The 16,478-nt window shown below is 71.3% G+C and carries 27 protein-coding genes; 2 read left to right on the plus strand and 25 right to left on the minus strand.

The window, feature by feature from the left end; genetic code table 11:
- Positions 1-104 precede the first annotated feature (104 nt).
- A complete protein-coding gene (locus tag ACFC2L_RS00115; RefSeq protein WP_375822256.1) occupies positions 105-665 on the minus strand; it encodes a DUF937 domain-containing protein in 561 nt (186 codons plus the stop codon).
- Positions 666-801: 136 nt separating this feature from the next.
- Between ACFC2L_RS00115 and ACFC2L_RS00120 the strand changes: the two genes are divergently transcribed.
- Positions 802-1,203, plus strand: a complete 402-nt coding sequence (locus ACFC2L_RS00120) for a DUF5709 domain-containing protein (protein WP_375822257.1) — start codon at positions 802-804, stop codon at positions 1,201-1,203.
- A gap of 19 nt (positions 1,204-1,222) precedes the next feature.
- On the opposite strand, the gene truA is transcribed toward ACFC2L_RS00120, so the two are convergent.
- Positions 1,223-2,101, minus strand: coding sequence for a tRNA pseudouridine(38-40) synthase TruA (truA, locus tag ACFC2L_RS00125; RefSeq protein ID WP_375822736.1), 879 nt, complete (start codon positions 2,099-2,101; stop codon positions 1,223-1,225).
- Positions 2,102-2,331: 230 nt separating this feature from the next.
- Here truA and ACFC2L_RS00130 point away from each other — a divergent pair, with 230 nt between their 5' ends.
- On the plus strand, positions 2,332-3,102 hold the full coding sequence (locus tag ACFC2L_RS00130) for an ROK family protein (RefSeq protein WP_375822258.1): 771 nt from the start codon (positions 2,332-2,334) through the stop codon (positions 3,100-3,102).
- Positions 3,103-3,107: 5 nt separating this feature from the next.
- On the opposite strand, the gene ACFC2L_RS00135 is transcribed toward ACFC2L_RS00130, so the two are convergent.
- The 23 genes from ACFC2L_RS00135 to rplP all read right to left on the minus strand — a co-directional run bounded on the left by ACFC2L_RS00135 (position 3,108) and on the right by rplP (position 16,477).
- Positions 3,108-3,923, minus strand: a complete 816-nt coding sequence (locus tag ACFC2L_RS00135) for an alpha/beta fold hydrolase (protein ID WP_375822259.1) — start codon at positions 3,921-3,923, stop codon at positions 3,108-3,110.
- Positions 3,924-4,145: 222 nt separating this feature from the next.
- A complete protein-coding gene (gene rplQ / locus ACFC2L_RS00140; protein ID WP_253050813.1) occupies positions 4,146-4,709 on the minus strand; it encodes a 50S ribosomal protein L17 in 564 nt (187 codons plus the stop codon).
- Between the two features lie 74 nt (positions 4,710-4,783).
- Complete coding sequence (locus ACFC2L_RS00145; protein ID WP_253050812.1) at positions 4,784-5,800, minus strand: DNA-directed RNA polymerase subunit alpha; 1,017 nt, start codon at positions 5,798-5,800, stop codon at positions 4,784-4,786.
- A gap of 217 nt (positions 5,801-6,017) precedes the next feature.
- On the minus strand, positions 6,018-6,422 hold the full coding sequence (gene rpsK, locus ACFC2L_RS00150) for a 30S ribosomal protein S11 (protein ID WP_021479759.1): 405 nt from the start codon (positions 6,420-6,422) through the stop codon (positions 6,018-6,020).
- Between the two features lie 113 nt (positions 6,423-6,535).
- On the minus strand, positions 6,536-6,910 hold the full coding sequence (gene rpsM / locus ACFC2L_RS00155) for a 30S ribosomal protein S13 (RefSeq protein ID WP_021479758.1): 375 nt from the start codon (positions 6,908-6,910) through the stop codon (positions 6,536-6,538).
- 237 nt (positions 6,911-7,147) lie between these two features.
- Positions 7,148-7,261 (minus strand): 50S ribosomal protein L36, encoded by a 114-nt coding sequence (gene rpmJ, locus ACFC2L_RS00160; RefSeq protein ID WP_009740505.1) that lies wholly within the window; start codon positions 7,259-7,261, stop codon positions 7,148-7,150.
- A 95-nt stretch (positions 7,262-7,356) separates the two neighbouring features.
- Positions 7,357-7,578 carry a translation initiation factor IF-1 gene (gene infA, locus ACFC2L_RS00165; RefSeq protein WP_012867920.1) on the minus strand — a complete coding sequence of 74 codons (222 nt, stop codon included), beginning with the start codon at positions 7,576-7,578 and terminating at the stop codon, positions 7,357-7,359.
- 314 nt (positions 7,579-7,892) lie between these two features.
- On the minus strand, positions 7,893-8,729 hold the full coding sequence (map, locus tag ACFC2L_RS00170; protein WP_375822260.1) for a type I methionyl aminopeptidase: 837 nt from the start codon (positions 8,727-8,729) through the stop codon (positions 7,893-7,895).
- Between the two features lie 40 nt (positions 8,730-8,769).
- Positions 8,770-9,381 (minus strand): adenylate kinase, encoded by a 612-nt coding sequence (locus ACFC2L_RS00175; RefSeq protein ID WP_375822261.1) that lies wholly within the window; start codon positions 9,379-9,381, stop codon positions 8,770-8,772.
- On the minus strand, positions 9,378-10,676 hold the full coding sequence (gene secY / locus ACFC2L_RS00180; RefSeq protein WP_375822262.1) for a preprotein translocase subunit SecY: 1,299 nt from the start codon (positions 10,674-10,676) through the stop codon (positions 9,378-9,380). Before secY ends, ACFC2L_RS00175 begins: the two co-directional genes overlap by 4 nt.
- A gap of 309 nt (positions 10,677-10,985) precedes the next feature.
- Positions 10,986-11,552 carry a 50S ribosomal protein L15 gene (gene rplO / locus ACFC2L_RS00185; RefSeq protein WP_253050809.1) on the minus strand — a complete coding sequence of 189 codons (567 nt, stop codon included), beginning with the start codon at positions 11,550-11,552 and terminating at the stop codon, positions 10,986-10,988.
- Positions 11,553-11,554: 2 nt separating this feature from the next.
- Positions 11,555-11,737 carry a 50S ribosomal protein L30 gene (rpmD, locus tag ACFC2L_RS00190; protein ID WP_021480439.1) on the minus strand — a complete coding sequence of 61 codons (183 nt, stop codon included), beginning with the start codon at positions 11,735-11,737 and terminating at the stop codon, positions 11,555-11,557.
- Positions 11,737-12,393, minus strand: coding sequence for a 30S ribosomal protein S5 (gene rpsE, locus ACFC2L_RS00195; protein ID WP_021480438.1), 657 nt, complete (start codon positions 12,391-12,393; stop codon positions 11,737-11,739). Before rpsE ends, rpmD begins: the two co-directional genes overlap by 1 nt.
- Before the next feature lie 40 nt (positions 12,394-12,433).
- A complete protein-coding gene (rplR, locus tag ACFC2L_RS00200; protein ID WP_154799240.1) occupies positions 12,434-12,805 on the minus strand; it encodes a 50S ribosomal protein L18 in 372 nt (123 codons plus the stop codon).
- A 2-nt stretch (positions 12,806-12,807) separates the two neighbouring features.
- Complete coding sequence (rplF, locus tag ACFC2L_RS00205; protein ID WP_375822263.1) at positions 12,808-13,344, minus strand: 50S ribosomal protein L6; 537 nt, start codon at positions 13,342-13,344, stop codon at positions 12,808-12,810.
- 19 nt (positions 13,345-13,363) lie between these two features.
- The gene (gene rpsH, locus ACFC2L_RS00210; protein WP_087471318.1) at positions 13,364-13,762 is read right to left on the minus strand and encodes a 30S ribosomal protein S8; all 399 of its coding nucleotides are present in this window, start codon (positions 13,760-13,762) and stop codon (positions 13,364-13,366) included.
- Positions 13,763-13,844: 82 nt separating this feature from the next.
- Positions 13,845-14,030 carry a type Z 30S ribosomal protein S14 gene (locus tag ACFC2L_RS00215; RefSeq protein ID WP_021480434.1) on the minus strand — a complete coding sequence of 62 codons (186 nt, stop codon included), beginning with the start codon at positions 14,028-14,030 and terminating at the stop codon, positions 13,845-13,847.
- Between the two features lies 1 nt (position 14,031).
- The gene (rplE, locus tag ACFC2L_RS00220) at positions 14,032-14,601 is read right to left on the minus strand and encodes a 50S ribosomal protein L5 (protein WP_087471317.1); all 570 of its coding nucleotides are present in this window, start codon (positions 14,599-14,601) and stop codon (positions 14,032-14,034) included.
- Positions 14,601-14,942 (minus strand): 50S ribosomal protein L24, encoded by a 342-nt coding sequence (gene rplX, locus ACFC2L_RS00225; protein ID WP_087471316.1) that lies wholly within the window; start codon positions 14,940-14,942, stop codon positions 14,601-14,603. Before rplX ends, rplE begins: the two co-directional genes overlap by 1 nt.
- Positions 14,943-14,944: 2 nt before the next feature.
- On the minus strand, positions 14,945-15,313 hold the full coding sequence (gene rplN, locus ACFC2L_RS00230) for a 50S ribosomal protein L14 (protein ID WP_021480431.1): 369 nt from the start codon (positions 15,311-15,313) through the stop codon (positions 14,945-14,947).
- A 206-nt stretch (positions 15,314-15,519) separates the two neighbouring features.
- Positions 15,520-15,810: a 30S ribosomal protein S17 gene (gene rpsQ / locus ACFC2L_RS00235; RefSeq protein ID WP_375822264.1), complete on the minus strand. Its 291-nt coding sequence runs from the start codon at positions 15,808-15,810 to the stop codon at positions 15,520-15,522.
- Positions 15,811-15,821: 11 nt separating this feature from the next.
- Positions 15,822-16,058 (minus strand): 50S ribosomal protein L29, encoded by a 237-nt coding sequence (gene rpmC, locus ACFC2L_RS00240; RefSeq protein ID WP_021480429.1) that lies wholly within the window; start codon positions 16,056-16,058, stop codon positions 15,822-15,824.
- Positions 16,058-16,477, minus strand: a complete 420-nt coding sequence (gene rplP, locus ACFC2L_RS00245) for a 50S ribosomal protein L16 (protein ID WP_047233815.1) — start codon at positions 16,475-16,477, stop codon at positions 16,058-16,060. The genes rpmC and rplP overlap by 1 nt, the downstream gene beginning before the upstream one ends.
- Position 16,478 lies beyond the last annotated feature (1 nt).

The following is a 16,478-nucleotide window of genomic DNA, read 5'->3' on the forward strand; positions in this document are numbered from 1 at the left end:
CCATGGTCTCCCGGCCGGGCCTGCCGGGTCACGTGGATTCCACGCTCCCCGGCCGCGCCCGCGCCGCCGCGCCCCGGGCCGGACGACCGCGGATGCCGCCGGGCTCAGCGCCGGCCGCCCCCGAGGAGCCCGCCCAGACCGCCCAGGAGGTCGCCGAGGCCGCCCCCGGACCCGCCGGAGCCGCCGCCCAGCAGACCGCCGAGCAGGTCGCCCAGACCGCCGCCCGCGCCCTCCTGCGCCGTCGGGGCGGACGTCGCGCCGGAGTCCTTGCCGCCGAGCTGCTTCGCGAGGAACGCCAGCGCGATCGGCGCGAGCGCGGGCAGGACCTTCGACAGCAGCCCCTGCTGCGTGCCCGTCGAGTCGGCGAGCTGCGCGACGACGGCCTCCTCGTTCGACCCGAAGACGTGGCGGACGATCTTCTCGCCGTCGGCCGTGTCCACGTCGTCGAGGTCCACGCCGCCCTCGACGAGCGACGGGTCGTGCTGCGTGAGCGCCTGGCCGAGCGACGCCGCGCCGGCGGGGTCCTGCGCGTTCGCCCGGAGCCCGCCCAGCAGGGCGGGGAGCGCCGCGCCCACGGCCTGCTGCGCCGTCGCCTCGTCGACGCCGAGCCGACCGGCGAGCTGGTCGAGCGGGATGGTGGACAGGATGTCGTCGATGCCGGCCATGGTGGTCCTCGGTTCTCGGGGTCGTTCGGGGAGGCCACGACGCGCGCGACCCGTGCCACGGTATCGCCCGCAGCACGTCGGTGCAGGTCCGGGCGCAGATGCTGCGTCGGACCGCGCGAGGTGCCACTGTGGACGCATGAGCGAAGACACCACCGGCACCAGCCCGGACCCGGAGACCGGCGCCGAGGGCGACAACGACCAGCTCCAGGCCGAGGACACGCTGCTCGACCGTGGCGTGGACGACGTGCTCGACGAGGGCTACTCCCCGCCCGACCGCCCGCGCAAGAACCACCACGGCGAGACGCCGTGGGAGGAGGTGCACGGCGAGACCCTCGACCAGCGCCTCGCCGAGGAGGAGCCCGAGGACTGGGACCGCGACCCGCTCGAGCGCCCCGACGACACCCGGTCGGGCCGCCTCGTCGCGGACCCCGACGCGCTCGACGGGCGCCAGAACGACACCTACGCCGACGACGAGGGCATCTCCGGGGGTGCCGCGGGCGCCGAGGAGGCCGCGGTGCACGTCGTCGAGGAGCCGTGACCGCGTAGCCCCGTGGCGGTCAGACCGGGTCGCGGGACGGGCCCTCGTCCCAGACGTCCTCCTCGTTCCGGACGGCGCGGACGCGGTCGGCGCGGGCGGCCAGCTCGTCGTCGGGCGGGTACGTGACCTCCTCGAGCACGAGCCCGTGGGCGGGGACGACGCCGGCCCCCGCGTCGCGGCGTCGGCTCGCGAGGAGCTCCGCGGGCCAGGCGACGTCGCGTCGCCCCTCCCCCACCGCGAGCGACGCGCCGACGAGCGCGCGGACCATGTTGTGGCAGAACGCGTCCGCGCGGACGTGCGCGACGACGAGGCCCGCGTCGGGCCCGTCGACCGGCCGTGACCACGACAGGTGCTGGAGCTCCCGGATCGTCGTCGCCCCGGGTCGCGGCTTGCAGAACGCCGCGAAGTCGCGCACCCCGAGGAGCGGCCGCGCGGCCGCGTCCATCGCGGCGACGTCGAGCGGGCGCCGGTTCCACAGGACCCACGCGCGCCGCAGCGGGTCGCGCTGCGCCGGGTCGTCCGCGACCCGGTAGGTGTACGCGCGGTGCAGGGCCGAGAAGCGGGCGTCGAACCCGACCGGGGCCGGCGCCGCACGGTGCACGACGACGTCCCCCGGGAGCACGCCGCCGAGCCGCGCGACGAGCGCGTCGCCGGGCGTGCGGTCGGAGCGCCCGGGCAGCGCGTCCCACTGGTCCCGCGTGAGCTCGACGTGCGCGACCTGACCCCGCGCGTGCACCCCCGCGTCGGTGCGCCCCGCGACGGTCAGGCGGGGCGCCGGGCCGCGCAGGAGCGTCGCCAGACCGTCCTCGATCGCGCCCTGGACCGTCCGCAGCCCCGGCTGACGGGCCCACCCGGCGAAGTCCGTCCCCTGGTAGGCGAGATCGAGGCGGACGCGCACGACGCCGTCGGGCGGCTCGTGCCGGTCCGTCGCCGCGGCGTCCGGTGCGGTGCCTGGCGAGGTGCCTGGCGAGGTGCCCGGCGAGGTGCCCGGCGAGGTGCCCGGTGCTCCGCCGGGGGTGGCCGCCGGGGCGTCGAGGCGTGCGTCGTGGGGTGGGGCGTCGCTCACGGGAGTTCACCGTAGTCGCCCGGCCGTGCGGCGCGCGCGTCGTCGTGCCTACGCTGCCGCCCATGACCGGCGACCGCCCAGACGTCCGCACCCTCGCCGTCGACTGCGGCGGCGGCGGGATCAAGGCGAACGTGCTCGACGCGTCGGGCACCGCGCACGCCGCCGCCGTCCGCGTGCCCACGCCCTACCCGCTGCCACCCGAGCTGCTCGTCGAGACGATCGCGGAGATCGCGGCCGCGCTGCCGCCCGCCGACCGGGCGACCGTCGGGATGCCCGGCATGATCCGGCGCGGGGTCGTCGTGCACACCCCGCACTACGTCACCCGCAGCGGACCCCGCTCGCGCGTGGACCCGGCGCTCGTCGAGGCGTGGACGAACTTCGACGTCCAGGCGGCCGTCGCCCGGCGGCTCGGCGTGCCCGCGCTCGTGCTCAACGACGCCGAGGTGCACGGCGCGGGCGTCGTGGCCGCGTCGGGGCTCGAGCTCGTGCTGACCCTCGGGACGGGCCTCGGCTCGGCGCTGTTCCACGGCGGGCGGCTCGCGCCCCACCTCGAGTGGTCGCGCGCGCCCGTGCGCCGCGGCACCACCTACGACGAGTACGTCGGCGAGCCGGAGCGGCGCCGGCTCGGCAACGGGCTGTGGTCGCGGCGCGTCCTCGCGGTCGTCGAGGGCCTGCGGCCCGTCTTCTGGTGGGACCGGCTGTACCTGGGCGGCGGGAACTCGCGGCAGATCACCCCGAGCGTCCTCGACCGCCTCGGCGACGACGTCGTGGTCGTCCCCAACTCCGCGGCGCTGGTGGGCGGGGCGCGTGCCTGGGACCTGCCGCCGGCCTGACCGGCTCAGCGCACGACGGCGCCGCGCCGCGCGGCGCCCGCGGGCGCCGCCCCGCCCTTCCCAAGCGCCGGACCACCCGTCGCGACCGCGCGGTGGGCGTCGAGCAGGGCCCGGTTGAACGCGACCGGCGCGTCGAGGCTCACGAGGTGCCGGGCGCCCGGGACCACCACGAGCCGCGCGGGCGCTCCCCCGCGACGGGCCGCCTCGAGGAACCCCCGCTCCCCGAACCGGAAGTGGTCCCACCGGCCGTTGACCAGCCACACGGGCGAGTCCGTGGCGGCGAGGGCGGACACCGGGTCGACCGCCCCGACCTCGCGCAGGATCGCGCTCATCACGTCGAGCGCGAAGCCGCCGGCCGCGAGGTCGGCCGCGGCCTGCGGCGTCAGCGCCCGGTCGACGAGCGCCTGGTTGAGCCCCGCTCCGCCGTCGGGCAGCCGCTCGATGCCGCGGGCGACGAGGAGCCAGCCCCCGCGCAGGCGGGTGGCGGGCGTCGTCGAGCACGCGGCGGCGACGAGGCCGAGGACGCGCTCGGGGTGCCGAGCCCGCACCTCGATCGCGACGTAGCCGCCCAGCGAGAGCCCGACGACGAGCGCACGGCCGCCGAGCCCGTCGATCCCGGCCGCGACGGCCTCCACGGCACCGTCCAGGGTGAACGCCTCGCCCCGCCGCGCCCCGTGCCCCGGCAGGTCCACGGCCACCGCGTCGACGCCCGCGCGGCGCAGGGCCCCGAGCTGGCCGCGCCACATCGACCGCGACGTGCGCGAGCCGTGCACCAGCACGACGGGCGGCCACGCCGCCACAGAGGAGTCGACACCCGTCACGTCTCGACGGTAGGCCCTCCCCGACGCGAGATCGACCCGTACGTCGCGAAGTCGACCTTCCGAAGGTCGATCTCGGCCGTACGGGTCGATCTCGTACCCACCCTCGTGGCCGGACGCACACCGACGCCGGCAGCCGGCAGAACGCCGCAGGGCCCGGGACCGTACGGTCCCGGGCCCTGCGGCGTGGGGTCGCGGAAGACCCCGAGAGTCGATCGAGGAGGCTCAGGCCTCCTTCTTCTCCTCGGCGGCGTCCTCGACGGGTGCGTCCTGGACGTCCTCGGCGGGAGCGTCCTCGACGGCGACGGGCGCGTCCTCGACAGGCGCGTCCTCGACCGCGTCGGCCTTCTTGGCCGGCTTGTCAGCCTTCTTCTTGCTCGCCTTCTCCGCGGCCTTCTCCGCCTCGCGGACGACGGCCTGCTTGGGGCTGACGGGCTCGGTCACGAGCTCGATCACGGCGAGGGGCGCGTTGTCGCCCTTGCGCGTGCCGACCTTCGTGATGCGCGTGTAGCCGCCCTCACGCTCCGCCATCTGCGGGGCGATCTCGGTGAACAGCGTGTGCACCACGGACTTGTCGCGCACGACGCGCAGGACGCGACGACGCGCGTGCAGGTCGCCACGCTTGGCGAACGTGATGAGGCGCTCGGCCACCGGGCGCAGGCGCTTCGCCTTGGTCTCGGTGGTCGTGATGCGGCCGTGCTCGAAGAGCTGGGTGGACAGGTTCGCGAGCATCAGGCGCTCGTGAGCCGGTCCGCTGCCGAGCCGGGGGCCCTTGGCGGGGGTAGGCATGGGATGTGCTCCTTGGGAAGTGTTCGCGCCGCAGGTGCGGACCCGGACGCGCTGAGGTGTCTAGAGCCGCAGGCTCAGTACTGCTGCTCGGTGTCCGAGAACGTCGCCTCGTCGTCGCCGTCGTAGTACGCGGCGGCCGACGGGTCGAAGTCGAGCGGCGAGTCCTTGAGGGACAGGCCGAGCTCGGCGAGCTTCTCCTTCACCTCGTTGATGGACTTCGCACCGAAGTTGCGGATGTCCAGCAGGTCCGCCTCGCTGCGTGCGACGAGCTCGCCCACCTGGTGGATGCCCTCGCGCTTGAGGCAGTTGTACGAGCGGATCGTGAGGTTGAGCTCCTCGATCGGCAGCGCCAGGTCCGCGGCGAGAGCCGCGTCCGTCGGCGACGGTCCGATCTCGATGCCCTCGGCCTCGACGTTGAGCTCACGGGCCAGGCCGAAGAGCTCCACCAGCGTCTTGCCGGCCGACGCGAGCGCGTCGCGCGGCGAGATCGCCGGCTTCGTCTCGACGTCCACGACCAGCTTGTCGAAGTCCGTGCGCTGCTCGACACGCGTCGCCTCGACCTTGTAGGTCACCTTGAGGACCGGCGAGTAGATCGAGTCGACCGGGATGCGCCCGATCTCGGCGTCGAACGACTTGTTCTGCGAGGCCGAGACGTACCCACGGCCGCGCTCGACGGTCAGCTCGATCTCGAGCTTGCCCTTGTCGTTGAGCGTGGCGATGTGCAGCTCGGGGTTGTGGACCTCCACACCCGCGGGCGGGACGATGTCCGCCGCGGTGACCGCACCAGCACCCTGCTTGCGCAGGTACATCACGACGGGCTCGTCGTTCTCCGAGGAGACGACGAGGTTCTTGATGTTGAGGATGACCTCGGTCACGTCCTCCTTCACACCCGGCACGGTGGTGAACTCGTGGAGCACACCGTCGATGCGGATGGAGGTGACCGCCGCGCCCGGGATGGACGACAGCAGCGTGCGACGCAGCGAGTTGCCGAGCGTGTAGCCGAAGCCGGGCTCCAGCGGCTCGATGGAGAAGCGCGAACGGTTCTCCGAGATGACCTCTTCGGTCAAGGTGGGGCGCTGTGCGATCAGCACTGGTGGTTTCCTTTCGGTGAGCGTCCGCCATATGACGCTGCACGGTTCAAGGCGAGGTGCGTGCCTGCGGCACGCGGCCCCGGCCGGGACTCTGTCCACCCGGCCAGGAAGGGTGCGTCGACCCCGTCAGGAGGCGGCTGCCCCGTGACGGGCGCCGTCGACGGGCTCGGCCGGTCGGTGACCGGGCGGCCCGTCGACGGCACGCCGACGACGAGGGTCAGACGCGACGACGCTTGGGCGGGCGGCACCCGTTGTGCGCCTGCGGCGTGACGTCCTGGATCGAGCCGACCTCGAGGCCGGCCGACTGCAGCGAGCGGATCGCCGTCTCGCGACCCGAGCCCGGGCCCTTGACGAAGACGTCGACCTTCTTCATGCCGTGCTCCTGCGCCTTGCGGGCAGCGGCCTCGGCCGCGAGGCCGGCGGCGAAGGGGGTCGACTTGCGCGAGCCCTTGAAGCCGACGTCGCCGCCGGAGGCCCACGCGATCACGGCGCCCGACGGGTCCGTGATCGACACGATCGTGTTGTTGAACGTGCTCTTGATGTGCGCCTGGCCGGCGGGGACGTTCTTCTTGTCCTTGCGACGAGGCTTGCGCCCAGCGGCGGCGCGAGTCTTGGGAGGCATCTTTCGTTTCTCTCCTGGTCTGAGGTGGTCTGACCGCGGGGATCTCCGACCGGGACGACGTGGACCGTGCGGCCGACGTCAGCTCCCGAGCGGGGCCCGCCCTGCGGACTGGCTCAGCGGGCCTTCTTCTTGCCGGCCACGGTGCGCTTGGGTCCCTTGCGCGTACGCGCGTTGGTCTTGGTGCGCTGGCCGCGCACGGGCAGGCCGCGGCGGTGACGCAGGCCCTGGTAGGTGCCGATCTCGACCTTGCGGCGGATGTCGGCGGCCACCTCACGACGGAGGTCACCCTCGAGCTTGTAGTTGCCCTCGAGGTAGTCGCGGAGCGCGACGAGCTCGGCGTCGCCGAGGTCCTTCACGCGCGCGTCCGGGCTGATGCCGGTCGCGGCCAGCGTCTGCTGGGCGCGGGTACGGCCGACGCCGTAGATGTAGGTGAGCGCGACCTCGAGCCGCTTGTCGCGGGGGAGGTCGACGCCGATGAGACGTGCCATGTGCCTTTCGGCTCCTCGTGCTTCGTCGGAGGTCTGTCGCACCGCCCTCCCACGGGGAGCTCCGTGGGCCCCGGCCTCCGAGCCGGGGGTTCCCCTGCCTGTGGCGTTCTCCTCCCGGACTCGCGTCCGGGGTGCCGAGCAGGTTCGTGGTGGTGCGCTGGTGGTCGTCCGTCGTCGTGACGGGCGACCTGGTGACCGCGGTCCCGAGGGACCGTCACCCGTGGCGCAGGCGCGGGCTCAGCCCTGGCGCTGCTTGTGCCGCAGGTTCTCGCAGATCACCATGACGCGACCGTGCCGGCGGATCACCTTGCACTTGTCGCAGATCTTCTTGACGCTGGGCTTGACCTTCATCTTCGTTCCCTCAGTGGTGCCCCGCTCCGGGCGCGACCGACGAGCGGTCCCGGGATCCGGGTGGCGAGGCGGGTGAGTGGGTGGACGCGTGGCGACTACTTGTAGCGGTAGACGATCCGGCCGCGGGACAGGTCGTACGGGCTCAGCTCGACCACGACCCGGTCCTCGGGGAGGATCCGGATGTAGTGCTGGCGCATCTTGCCCGAGATGTGCGCGAGAACCTTGTGACCGTTGGCCAGCTCCACGCGGAACATCGCGTTCGGCAGGGCCTCGACCACGCTGCCCTCGATCTCGATGACACCGTCCTTCTTTGCCATGTCCTCCGCTAACTCTCGTCTGAACTGCTGGTACTCCCGCGCACGCCCGACCCGAGGGTCGTCCGTTCGAGGGAGGTGCGTGGAGCCGCGTGCGGGGTCGGTCGCCCGGGTCCCGAGGGACGGGGGCCGGTCGAACGACGTGCACGGACTACACCCGACGGACCATCCTACGGCATCCGGCAAGAGTCGCGAAACCGTGGCGGGCGCCGGAGGTCGTGCGACGCGTCACTCCCCGCCGTGCGCCGAGCCGGGCAGGTGCCCGTGCGGACGCCGGGCCGCGCAGGCGCGGGGCAGGTGCCGGACGGGTCGAGGCGTCAGGCCGCCAGGGGCGCGACGCGGACGCCGAGCTCCGCGAGCTCGGCCGCGCCGCCGTCGGGGGCGGTGAGCACCCAGATCCCCTCGTCGAGGATCGCGACGCTGTGCTCCCAGTGCGCGGCACGGGCGCCGTCGTCGGTCACGACCGTCCAGTCGTCCTCGCAGACCTCGGTGAACCGGTCGCCGAGCGTGAGCATCGGCTCGATCGCGAGGCACATGCCCGGGCGCAGCCGCGGGCCCTTCTCGCGCGTGCGGTAGTTCGGGACGTCGGGCGGCTGGTGCATCGCGGAGCCGATCCCGTGGCCCACGTACTCCTCGACGATCCCGTAGGAGACGCCGTCGGACTCCCCCGAGACCCGGACCGAGTCCTCGATCGCGGCACCCACGTCGCCGAGCCGCTCGCTCGTCGCGAGCGCGGCGATGCCCGCCCACATCGCACGGCGCGTGGCCTCCACGAGCGCCTCGTCCCGCGGCTCGCCCTCGCCGAGCACGAACGAGACGGCCGAGTCGCCGTGCCAGCCGTCGACGATCGCCCCGCAGTCGACGGAGACGATGTCGCCCGGGCGCAGCTCGCGCGGACCGGGGATGCCGTGCACGACCTCGTCGTTCACCGACACGCACAGCGACGCCGGGTAGCCCTCGTAGCCGAGGAACGACGGCGTCGCACCGGCGTCGGCGATCACCGCGGCGGCGAGCGCGTCCAGGTCGGCCGTCGTCATGCCCGGGCGGACGGCCTCACGGACCGTCTCGAGCGCCCGCGCGACCACGAGGCCAGCGCTGCGCATGGACCGGACCTGGTCGTGCGTCTTGTACTCGATGCGCTCGCGACCGAACACCCTGCTGCTCCTCAGAACCTGACGGACGAACTCGCGGCGCTCAGCCGACGAGCGCGGTCAGCGCCGAGACGATGCGTCCGGTGATCTCGTCGACGTCGCCGATGCCGTCGACACGGACGAGCAGGCCGCGCGCGTCGTAGGCCGACGTGAGCGGCGCCGTCTGCTCGGCGTAGATGTCGAGGCGGCGCGCGATGGCCTCCTCGGTGTCGTCCTCACGACCCTCGATCTCCGCGCGCTTCGCCAGGCGGGCGAGGAGCTCGTCGCGGTCCGCCGTGAGCTCCACGACGCCGTCGAGGGAGACACCGAGGTCGGCGAGGATCGCGTCCAGCTCGACGACCTGGGCCGCGTTGCGCGGGTAGCCGTCGAGGATGAACCCCTGCGCCGCGTCCTCCTGGACGAGGCGGTCGCGCACCATCGCGTTCGTCACCGAGTCGGGGACCAGGTCGCCCTTCGCGGTGTACTCCTGCGCGAGCCTGCCGAGCTCCGTGCCGCCCTTGATGTTCGCCCGGAAGATGTCTCCGGTCGAGATCGCGGGGATGGCGAGCTGCTCGGCGAGCCGGGCGGCCTGGGTCCCCTTGCCCGCGCCCTGCGGGCCCATGATGACGAGGCGCGCGGGACGCGAGGTGGACTGGCCGTCGGTGGCGTTGCTCAACGGAGGAACCCTTCGTAGTGGCGCTGCTGCAGCTGGGAGTTGATCTGCTTGACCGTCTCCAGGCCGACACCGACGACGATGATGATCGACGAGCCGCCGAACGGGATGTTCGTGCTCACGCCGAGCCCGATGAGGACCAGCGTCGGCAGCAGGGCGACGAGCGCGAGGTAGATGGAGCCCGCGGAGGTGATGCGGGTGATGACGTAGTCGAGGTACTCGGCGGTCGGCCGGCCGGCACGGATGCCGGGGATGAAGCCGCCGTACTTCTTCATGTTGTCCGCGACCTCGTCCGGGTTGAACGTGATCGACGTGTAGAAGAAGCAGAAGAAGATGATCATCAGCACGTACAGCGCGATGTGCAGCGGCGCGGCCGGGTCGGCCAGGTTCGTGCTGACCCAGATGACCCAGTCGGCGCTCTGGTCGCCGAACTGCGCGATGAGACCCGGGACCGCGAGCAGCGAGGCCGCGAAGATCACCGGGATGACGTTGGCCATGTTGATCTTGATCGGGATGTACGTGCTCGAGCCGCCGTACATGCGACGCCCGACCATCCGCTTGGCGTACTGGACCGGCACGCGGCGCTGCGACTGCTCGACGAACACGACCAGGCCGATGACGACCACGATGACCGCGATCATGATGATGAAGTTCGTCGCGCCGTTCGCGCCACCGGCGATCGACCACAGGGCGGTCGGGAAGCTCGCGGCGATCGACGTGAAGATGAGGAGCGACATGCCGTTGCCCACGCCGCGCTCGGTGATGAGCTCACCGAGCCACATGATGAGGCCGGTGCCGGCCGTCATGGTGATGACCATGAGCGCCATCGTCAGGAAGCTGCCGTCGGGGATCACGTCCACCGAGCAGCCCTGGAAGAGCAGGCCGTTGCGCGCCGTCGTGATGACGGTCGTCGACTGGAGGATGGCGAGCGCGATCGTCAGGTAGCGCGTGTACTGCGTGAGCTTCGCCTGGCCCGACTGGCCCTCCTTGTGGAGCGCCTCGAAGCGAGGGATCACGACGCGCAGCAGCTGGACGATGATGCTCGCGGTGATGTACGGCATGATGCCGAGCGCGAAGATCGACAGCTGGAGCAGGGCGCCACCGCTGAAGAGGTTGACGAGGCCGAGCAGGTCGTTGCCCTCGGCGGTCTCCTCGATGCACTGCTGCACGTTGGGGTAGTCCACACCCGGTGTGGGGATGAACGACCCCACCCGGAAGATCGCCATGATCGCGATCGTGAACAGCAGCTTGCGCCGCAGGTCGGGCGTCCGGAAAGCCCGGGCGAATGCGCTGAGCACCTATCCTCCTGGCCCGCCGAGGCGGGATGTCGTGTCGCCGGGAGGCCCGGCGAGGTGTGACGCACGGCACGGGCGCCAAGAGGCACCCTAGCCGTAGCGCCGCGTCGAACGGCAAGTCGGTCCCGACGACCGGACGGACCGACCGTGGACCTGAGAGTGACGGCGGTCACCCCGGGGTGCGGGGAGACAACCGTCGGAGAGTCTAAACCGTGGCGCGCTGCCGGACGGACCACGGGTCGTGCGGGAGGGCCTCCCCAGACGCGGACAGGGCCGACGGCGCGAGCGCGCCACCGGCCCTGTCCGGGGGTGTCAGTCCTCCGAGACCGAACCGCCGGCCGCGAGGATCTTCTCGCGAGCGGCGCCCGAGAGGGCGTCGACCGCGACCTCGAGCTTGACGGTGATCTCGCCCGTGCCGAGCACCTTGACGAGCTGGCCCTTGCGGACCGCGCCCTTCGCGACGAGGTCCTCGACGGTGACCTGGCCACCCTCGGGGTACAGCGCCGCGAGCTTGTCCAGGTTCACGACCTGGTACTCGGTGCGGAACGGGTTCTTGAAGCCGCGCAGCTTCGGGAGGCGCATGTGCAGAGGCATCTGCCCGCCCTCGAAGCGCTCGGGAACCTGGTAACGAGCCTTCGTACCCTTGGTACCGCGGCCCGCCGTCTTGCCCTTCGACGCCTCACCACGACCCACGCGGGTCTTGGCCTTCTTGGCGCCGGGAGCCGGACGCAGGTGGTGGATCTTGAGCGTGCCGCCGGCACCCTCGGTCTGCTTGCCCGACTGCTTCTCGGCAGTCGCGGCCTCCGCCTTCGCGGGGGCCTTCGCAGCAGCCTTCTTCTTGGGAGCCTCGGCGGTCTCCTTGGTGGCCTTCTCAGCCATGGTCACTCGACCTCCTCAACGGTGACGAGGTGCGCCACCGTCGCGACCATGCCGCGGATCTCCGGGCGGTCCTCCTTCACGGCGGTGTCGCCGATCCGCTTGAGGCCCAGAGTGCGCAGCGTGTCGCGCTGGTTCTGCTTGCCGCCGATGGCGGACTTCGTCTGGGTCACCTTGAGCCTGGCCATCAGGCGTTCACCCCCGCAGCACGGGCACGCAGGAGCGCGGCCGGGGCCACGTCCTCGAGCGGGAGACCACGACGCGCGGCGACAGCCTCAGGCTGCTCCAGGTTGCGCAGGGCCTCGACGGTCGCGTGCACGATGTTGATCGCGTTCGACGAGCCGAGCGACTTGCTCAGCACGTCGTGGATGCCGGCGCACTCCAGCACGGCGCGCACCGGACCACCGGCGATCACACCGGTACCCGGAGCGGCCGGACGGAGGAAGACGACGCCGGCGGCGGCCTCACCCTGGATGGGGTGCGGGATGGTGCCCTGGATGCGCGGGACCTTGAAGAAGTTCTTCTTGGCCTCCTCGACACCCTTGGCGATCGCCGCGGGCACCTCCTTCGCCTTGCCGTAGCCGACACCGACGGTGCCGTCGCCGTCGCCCACCACGACGAGCGCGGTGAAGCTGAAGCGGCGGCCGCCCTTGACGACCTTGGAGACGCGGTTGATGGTGACGACGCGCTCGACGAAGGCGTTCTTCTCGGCTGCGTCGCCACGGCGACCGTCGCGACGGTCACCGCGACGGTCGTCGCGGCGCCCCCCGCGCGCGTTCTGGTCGCTCGACTCGTTGGCGGCACCCGTGGGGGCGCCGGTGTTGCTGCGCTGCCCTGCAGCCATCAGAGAATCCTTTGCTTCCGTGTGGGGATGGTCGGCGTCGTCACAGGGACAGACCGCCCTCGCGAGCGCCGTCGGCGACCGCAGCGACCCGACCGTGGTACTTGTTGCCGCCACGGTCGAAGACGACCGCGTCGACGCCCTTGGCCTTCGCGCGCTCGGCGACGAGCTCGCCGACCTTGCGGGCCTTGGCGCTCTTGTCGCCGTCGAGCGCACGCAGGTCCGCCTCGAGCGACGAGGCCGACGCGAGCGTCTGACCGATCGTGTCGTCCACGACCTGGGCCGTGATGTGGCGCGTGGAGCGCGTCACCACGAGGCGCGGACGAGCGGCGGTCCCCTTGATCTTCTTGCGCAGGCGGAGGTGGCGGCGCTGACGCGCGACGGCCTTGCCCTTGCCGAGAACCTTCAGAGCCATCGTTACTTACCAGCCTTTCCAGCCTTGCGGCGGACGACCTCGCCGGCGTAACGCACACCCTTGCCCTTGTACGGCTCGGGCTTGCGGATCTTGCGGATGTTCGCTGCGATCTCGCCGACCTGCTGCTTGTCGATGCCGGAGACCGAGAACTTCGTCGGGCTCTCGACCGCGAACGTGATGCCCGCGGGCGGCGTCACGACGACCGGGTGGCTGAAGCCGAGGGCGAACTCGAGGTCCGAGCCCTTGGCGGTCACGCGGTAACCGGTGCCGACGATCTCGAGCTTCTTCTCGTAGCCCTGCGTCACGCCCTGGACGAGGTTCGCCAGGAGGGTGCGGGTGAGGCCGTGCAGCGCGCGGGACTCGCGCTCGTCGTCCGGGCGCGACACCACGAGGGTGCCGTCCTCCTGAGCGACCTGGATGGGGGCGGGCACGTGGTGCTCGAGGGAACCCTTGGGGCCCTTCACGGTCACGAGCGCACCGCTGATGGTGACGTCCACTCCGGCGGGAACCGGAACGGGGATCTTGCCGATTCGAGACATGGCGTATCTCCTTTCCGGATTACCAGACGTAGGCGAGGACTTCGCCGCCCACGCCCTTCTTGGCGGCCTGCTTGTCGGTGAGCAGGCCGGAGGACGTGGACAGGATCGCCACGCCCAGGCCGCCGAGAACCTTCGGCAGCTCGGTGGACTTGGCGTACTTGCGCAGGCCCGGCTTGGACACGCGGCGCACGCCGGCGAGGCTGCGCTCACGGTTCGGGCCGAACTTCAGCTGGATGGTGAGGTTCTTGCCCACCGTCGCGTCCTCGACGCTCCAGCCGGAGATGTAGCCCTCGGCCTGGAGGATCTCGGCAATGTGCGACTTCAGCTTCGAGTACGGCATGGTCACCGTCTCGTGGTAAGCCGAGTTCGCGTTCCGCAGACGCGTCAGCATGTCTGCGATCGGGTCGGTCATCGTCATCGGGCTCTAGCCCTTCCTCGACGTGGTATCCGGGCGGGAGCGCGCCGTGCGGCGCGCCCCGCCAGGACCTACGACGTAGTTGTTACCAGCTGCTCTTGGTGACGCCGGGAAGCTCGCCACGGTGGGCCATCTCGCGCACGCAGATGCGGCACAGGCCGAACTTGCGGTACACGGAGTGCGGGCGACCGCACTTCTGGCACCGGGTGTAGGCGCGGACCGCGAACTTGGGCTTGGCGGCCGCCTTGTTGATCAGGGCCTTCTTCGCCATGTCAGTTCTCCTTGAAGGGGAAGCCGAGACGGCGCAGCAGGGAGCGGCCCTCGTCATCGGTCGTCGCCGTGGTCACGATCGTGATGTCCATACCGCGGACACGGTCGATCTTGTCCTGGTCGATCTCGTGGAACATCGACTGCTCCGTGAGGCCGAACGTGTAGTTGCCGTGCCCGTCGAACTGCTTGGGCGACAGGCCGCGGAAGTCGCGGATGCGCGGCAGGGCGATCGACAGGAGACGGTCCAGGAACTCCCACATGCGGTCGCCGCGCAGCGTGACGTGCGCGCCGATCGGCATGCCCTCGCGCAGCTTGAACTGCGCGATGGACTTGCGGGCCTTGGTCACCTGCGGCTTCTGGCCGGTGATCGCGGACAGGTCGCGGATGGCGCCCTCGATGAGCTTCGAGTCCTTGGCGGCGTCACCGACACCCATGTTCACGACGATCTTCGTGACGCGGGCGACCTGGTTGACGTTCTCGTGCCCGAACTCCTCGCGCAGACCGGCGACGATCTCCTCGCGGTAGCGCTGCTTCAGACGGGGCACCTCGGGGGCGACGATCTCGGTGCTCATCAGATGTCCTTCCCGGAGCGCTTGGCGACACGCACGCGCACGGTGCGCTTGCGGCCGTCACGCTCGACCTCTTCGGTGCGGTACCCGACGCGGGTGCCCTTCTTGGTCTCCGGGTCGACGACCATCACGTTGCTGATGTGGATCGGGGCCTCGACGGTCTCGATCCCACCGGTCCGCGTGCCGCGCTGCGACTGGCCGACCTTGGTGTGCTTGGTGATGCGCTGGACGCCCTCGACGATGACGCGGTCACGGTCGGTGAGCACCTCGAGGACGCGGCCCTGCTTGCCCTTGTCCTTGCCGGCGATGACGACGACGAGGTCGCCCTTCTTGATCTTGGCCATGGTCAGAGCACCTCCGGAGCCAGCGAGATGATCTTCATGAACCGCTTGTCGCGCAGCTCGCGCCCGACCGGGCCGAAGATGCGCGTCCCGCGCGGCTCGCCGTCGTTCTTGAGGATCACGGCGGCGTTCTCGTCGAACTTGATGTAGGAACCGTCCGGACGACGGCGCTCCTTGGCGGTACGGACGACGACGGCCTTGACCACGTCGCCCTTCTTCACGTTGCCGCCCGGGATCGCGTCCTTGACGGTTGCGACGATGACGTCGCCGATTCCGGCGTAGCGACGGCCCGAGCCACCGAGAACGCGGATGCAAAGGATCTCCTTGGCACCCGTGTTGTCGGCGACACGAAGTCGCGACTCCTGCTGGATCATGTAATGAACTCCTGTCGTCGAGCCGGTTCTCGCGCGAGGCGAGCCTTGCCGAACGGGTAGCTGTCAGTGCCGGGTCCCTCGCGGGTGAACCGGCCAGGCCCGGGCGGTGGACCCGCCCGACCTGTCCTCACTGGTTGCCGCACCGCGGTGCGGCACGAGAGCGGTCGTGACGAGCGAGCCGGGGCCCGCCCGTCACGACCGGTGGATCACTTGGCCTTCTCGAGGATCTCCGCGAGGCGCCACCGCTTGGTCGCGGACAGCGGGCGGGTCTCCATGATGAGCACCAGGTCGCCCACGCCGGCAGAGTTCTGCTCGTCGTGCACCTTGACCTTGCTCGTGCGGCGGATGACCTTGCCGTAGAGCGGGTGCTTGACCCGGTCCTCGACCTCGACCACCACGGTCTTGTCCATCTTGTCGCTCACGACGTAGCCGCGGCGCGTCTTGCGGTGCGCGCGCTCCTCGGCCGCCTCGGGCGCGTTCGTTGCGTTCTCGCTCATTCCAGCCTCACTCACTCGGCGCTCGGCGCGGTACGGATGCCGAGCTCGCGCTCACGCAGGATCGTGTAGATCCGCGCGATGTCGCGGCGGACGGCCTTGAGGCGCCCGTGGCTCTCCAGCTGGCCGGTGGCCGACTGGAAGCGGAGGTTGAAGAGCTCCTCCTTGACCTTCTTGAGCTCGGCGACGAGCGTCTCGTCGTCCATGGCGTCGAGGTCGACGGGGGCGAGCCCCTTCGTTCCGATTGCCATCAGTTGCCACCACCCTCGCGCACCACGAAACGGCACTTCATCGGGAGCTTGTGGATCGCGCGGCGCATGGCCTCGCGAGCCAGGTCCTCCGGGACACCGGCCAGCTCGAAGACGATGCGGCCGGGCTTGACATTGGCGACCCACCACTCGGGCGAACCCTTACCGGAACCCATGCGGGTCTCGGCGGGCTTCTTGGTCAGGGGACGGTCCGGGTAGATGTTGATCCAGACCTTGCCGCCACGCTTGATGTGGCGGGTCATCGCGATACGAGCAGCCTCGATCTGACGGTTGGTGACGTACGCCGGCTCGAGAGCCTGGATGCCGTACTCGCCGAACGCGATCTGCGTGCCACCCTTCGCCGCGCCGGAGCGCGACGGGTGGTGCTGCTTGCGGTGCTTGAGCCTGCGCGGGATCAGCATG

Source organism: Cellulosimicrobium sp. NPDC055967 (assembly GCF_042269845.1).
Taxonomy (GTDB): Bacteria; Actinomycetota; Actinomycetes; order Actinomycetales; family Cellulomonadaceae; genus Cellulosimicrobium.

Bases quoted from the DNA above. Each gene is read 5' to 3' on its own strand.
- rpmD (WP_021480439.1), bottom strand. From the start codon at position 11,737: ATGGCCAGGCTCAAGGTGACCCAGACGAAGTCCGCCATCGGCGGCAAG.
- rpsK (WP_021479759.1), bottom strand. From the start codon at position 6,422: ATGCCTCCCAAGACTCGCGCCGCCGCTGGGCGCAAGCCTCGTCGCAAG.
- rpmJ (WP_009740505.1), bottom strand. From the start codon at position 7,261: ATGAAGGTCAAGCCCAGCGTCAAGAAGATCTGCGACAAGTGCAAGGTG.
- rplF (WP_375822263.1), bottom strand. From the start codon at position 13,344: ATGTCTCGAATCGGCAAGATCCCCGTTCCGGTTCCCGCCGGAGTGGAC.
- rpsE (WP_021480438.1), bottom strand. From the start codon at position 12,393: ATGGCTGCAGGGCAGCGCAGCAACACCGGCGCCCCCACGGGTGCCGCC.
- rpsH (WP_087471318.1), bottom strand. From the start codon at position 13,762: ATGACGATGACCGACCCGATCGCAGACATGCTGACGCGTCTGCGGAAC.
- rpsQ (WP_375822264.1), bottom strand. From the start codon at position 15,810: ATGAGCGAGAACGCAACGAACGCGCCCGAGGCGGCCGAGGAGCGCGCG.
- rplQ (WP_253050813.1), bottom strand. From the start codon at position 4,709: ATGCCTACCCCCGCCAAGGGCCCCCGGCTCGGCAGCGGACCGGCTCAC.
- infA (WP_012867920.1), bottom strand. From the start codon at position 7,578: ATGGCAAAGAAGGACGGTGTCATCGAGATCGAGGGCAGCGTGGTCGAG.
- rpsM (WP_021479758.1), bottom strand. From the start codon at position 6,910: ATGGCACGTCTCATCGGCGTCGACCTCCCCCGCGACAAGCGGCTCGAG.
- rplO (WP_253050809.1), bottom strand. From the start codon at position 11,552: ATGGCTGAGAAGGCCACCAAGGAGACCGCCGAGGCTCCCAAGAAGAAG.
- rplP (WP_047233815.1), bottom strand. From the start codon at position 16,477: ATGCTGATCCCGCGCAGGCTCAAGCACCGCAAGCAGCACCACCCGTCG.
- ACFC2L_RS00120 (WP_375822257.1), top strand. From the start codon at position 802: ATGAGCGAAGACACCACCGGCACCAGCCCGGACCCGGAGACCGGCGCC.
- rpmC (WP_021480429.1), bottom strand. From the start codon at position 16,058: ATGGCAATCGGAACGAAGGGGCTCGCCCCCGTCGACCTCGACGCCATG.
- ACFC2L_RS00115 (WP_375822256.1), bottom strand. From the start codon at position 665: ATGGCCGGCATCGACGACATCCTGTCCACCATCCCGCTCGACCAGCTC.
- rplN (WP_021480431.1), bottom strand. From the start codon at position 15,313: ATGATCCAGCAGGAGTCGCGACTTCGTGTCGCCGACAACACGGGTGCC.
- ACFC2L_RS00215 (WP_021480434.1), bottom strand. From the start codon at position 14,030: ATGGCGAAGAAGGCCCTGATCAACAAGGCGGCCGCCAAGCCCAAGTTC.
- rplR (WP_154799240.1), bottom strand. From the start codon at position 12,805: ATGGCTCTGAAGGTTCTCGGCAAGGGCAAGGCCGTCGCGCGTCAGCGC.
- rplE (WP_087471317.1), bottom strand. From the start codon at position 14,601: ATGAGCACCGAGATCGTCGCCCCCGAGGTGCCCCGTCTGAAGCAGCGC.
- ACFC2L_RS00130 (WP_375822258.1), top strand. From the start codon at position 2,332: ATGACCGGCGACCGCCCAGACGTCCGCACCCTCGCCGTCGACTGCGGC.
- rplX (WP_087471316.1), bottom strand. From the start codon at position 14,942: ATGGCCAAGATCAAGAAGGGCGACCTCGTCGTCGTCATCGCCGGCAAG.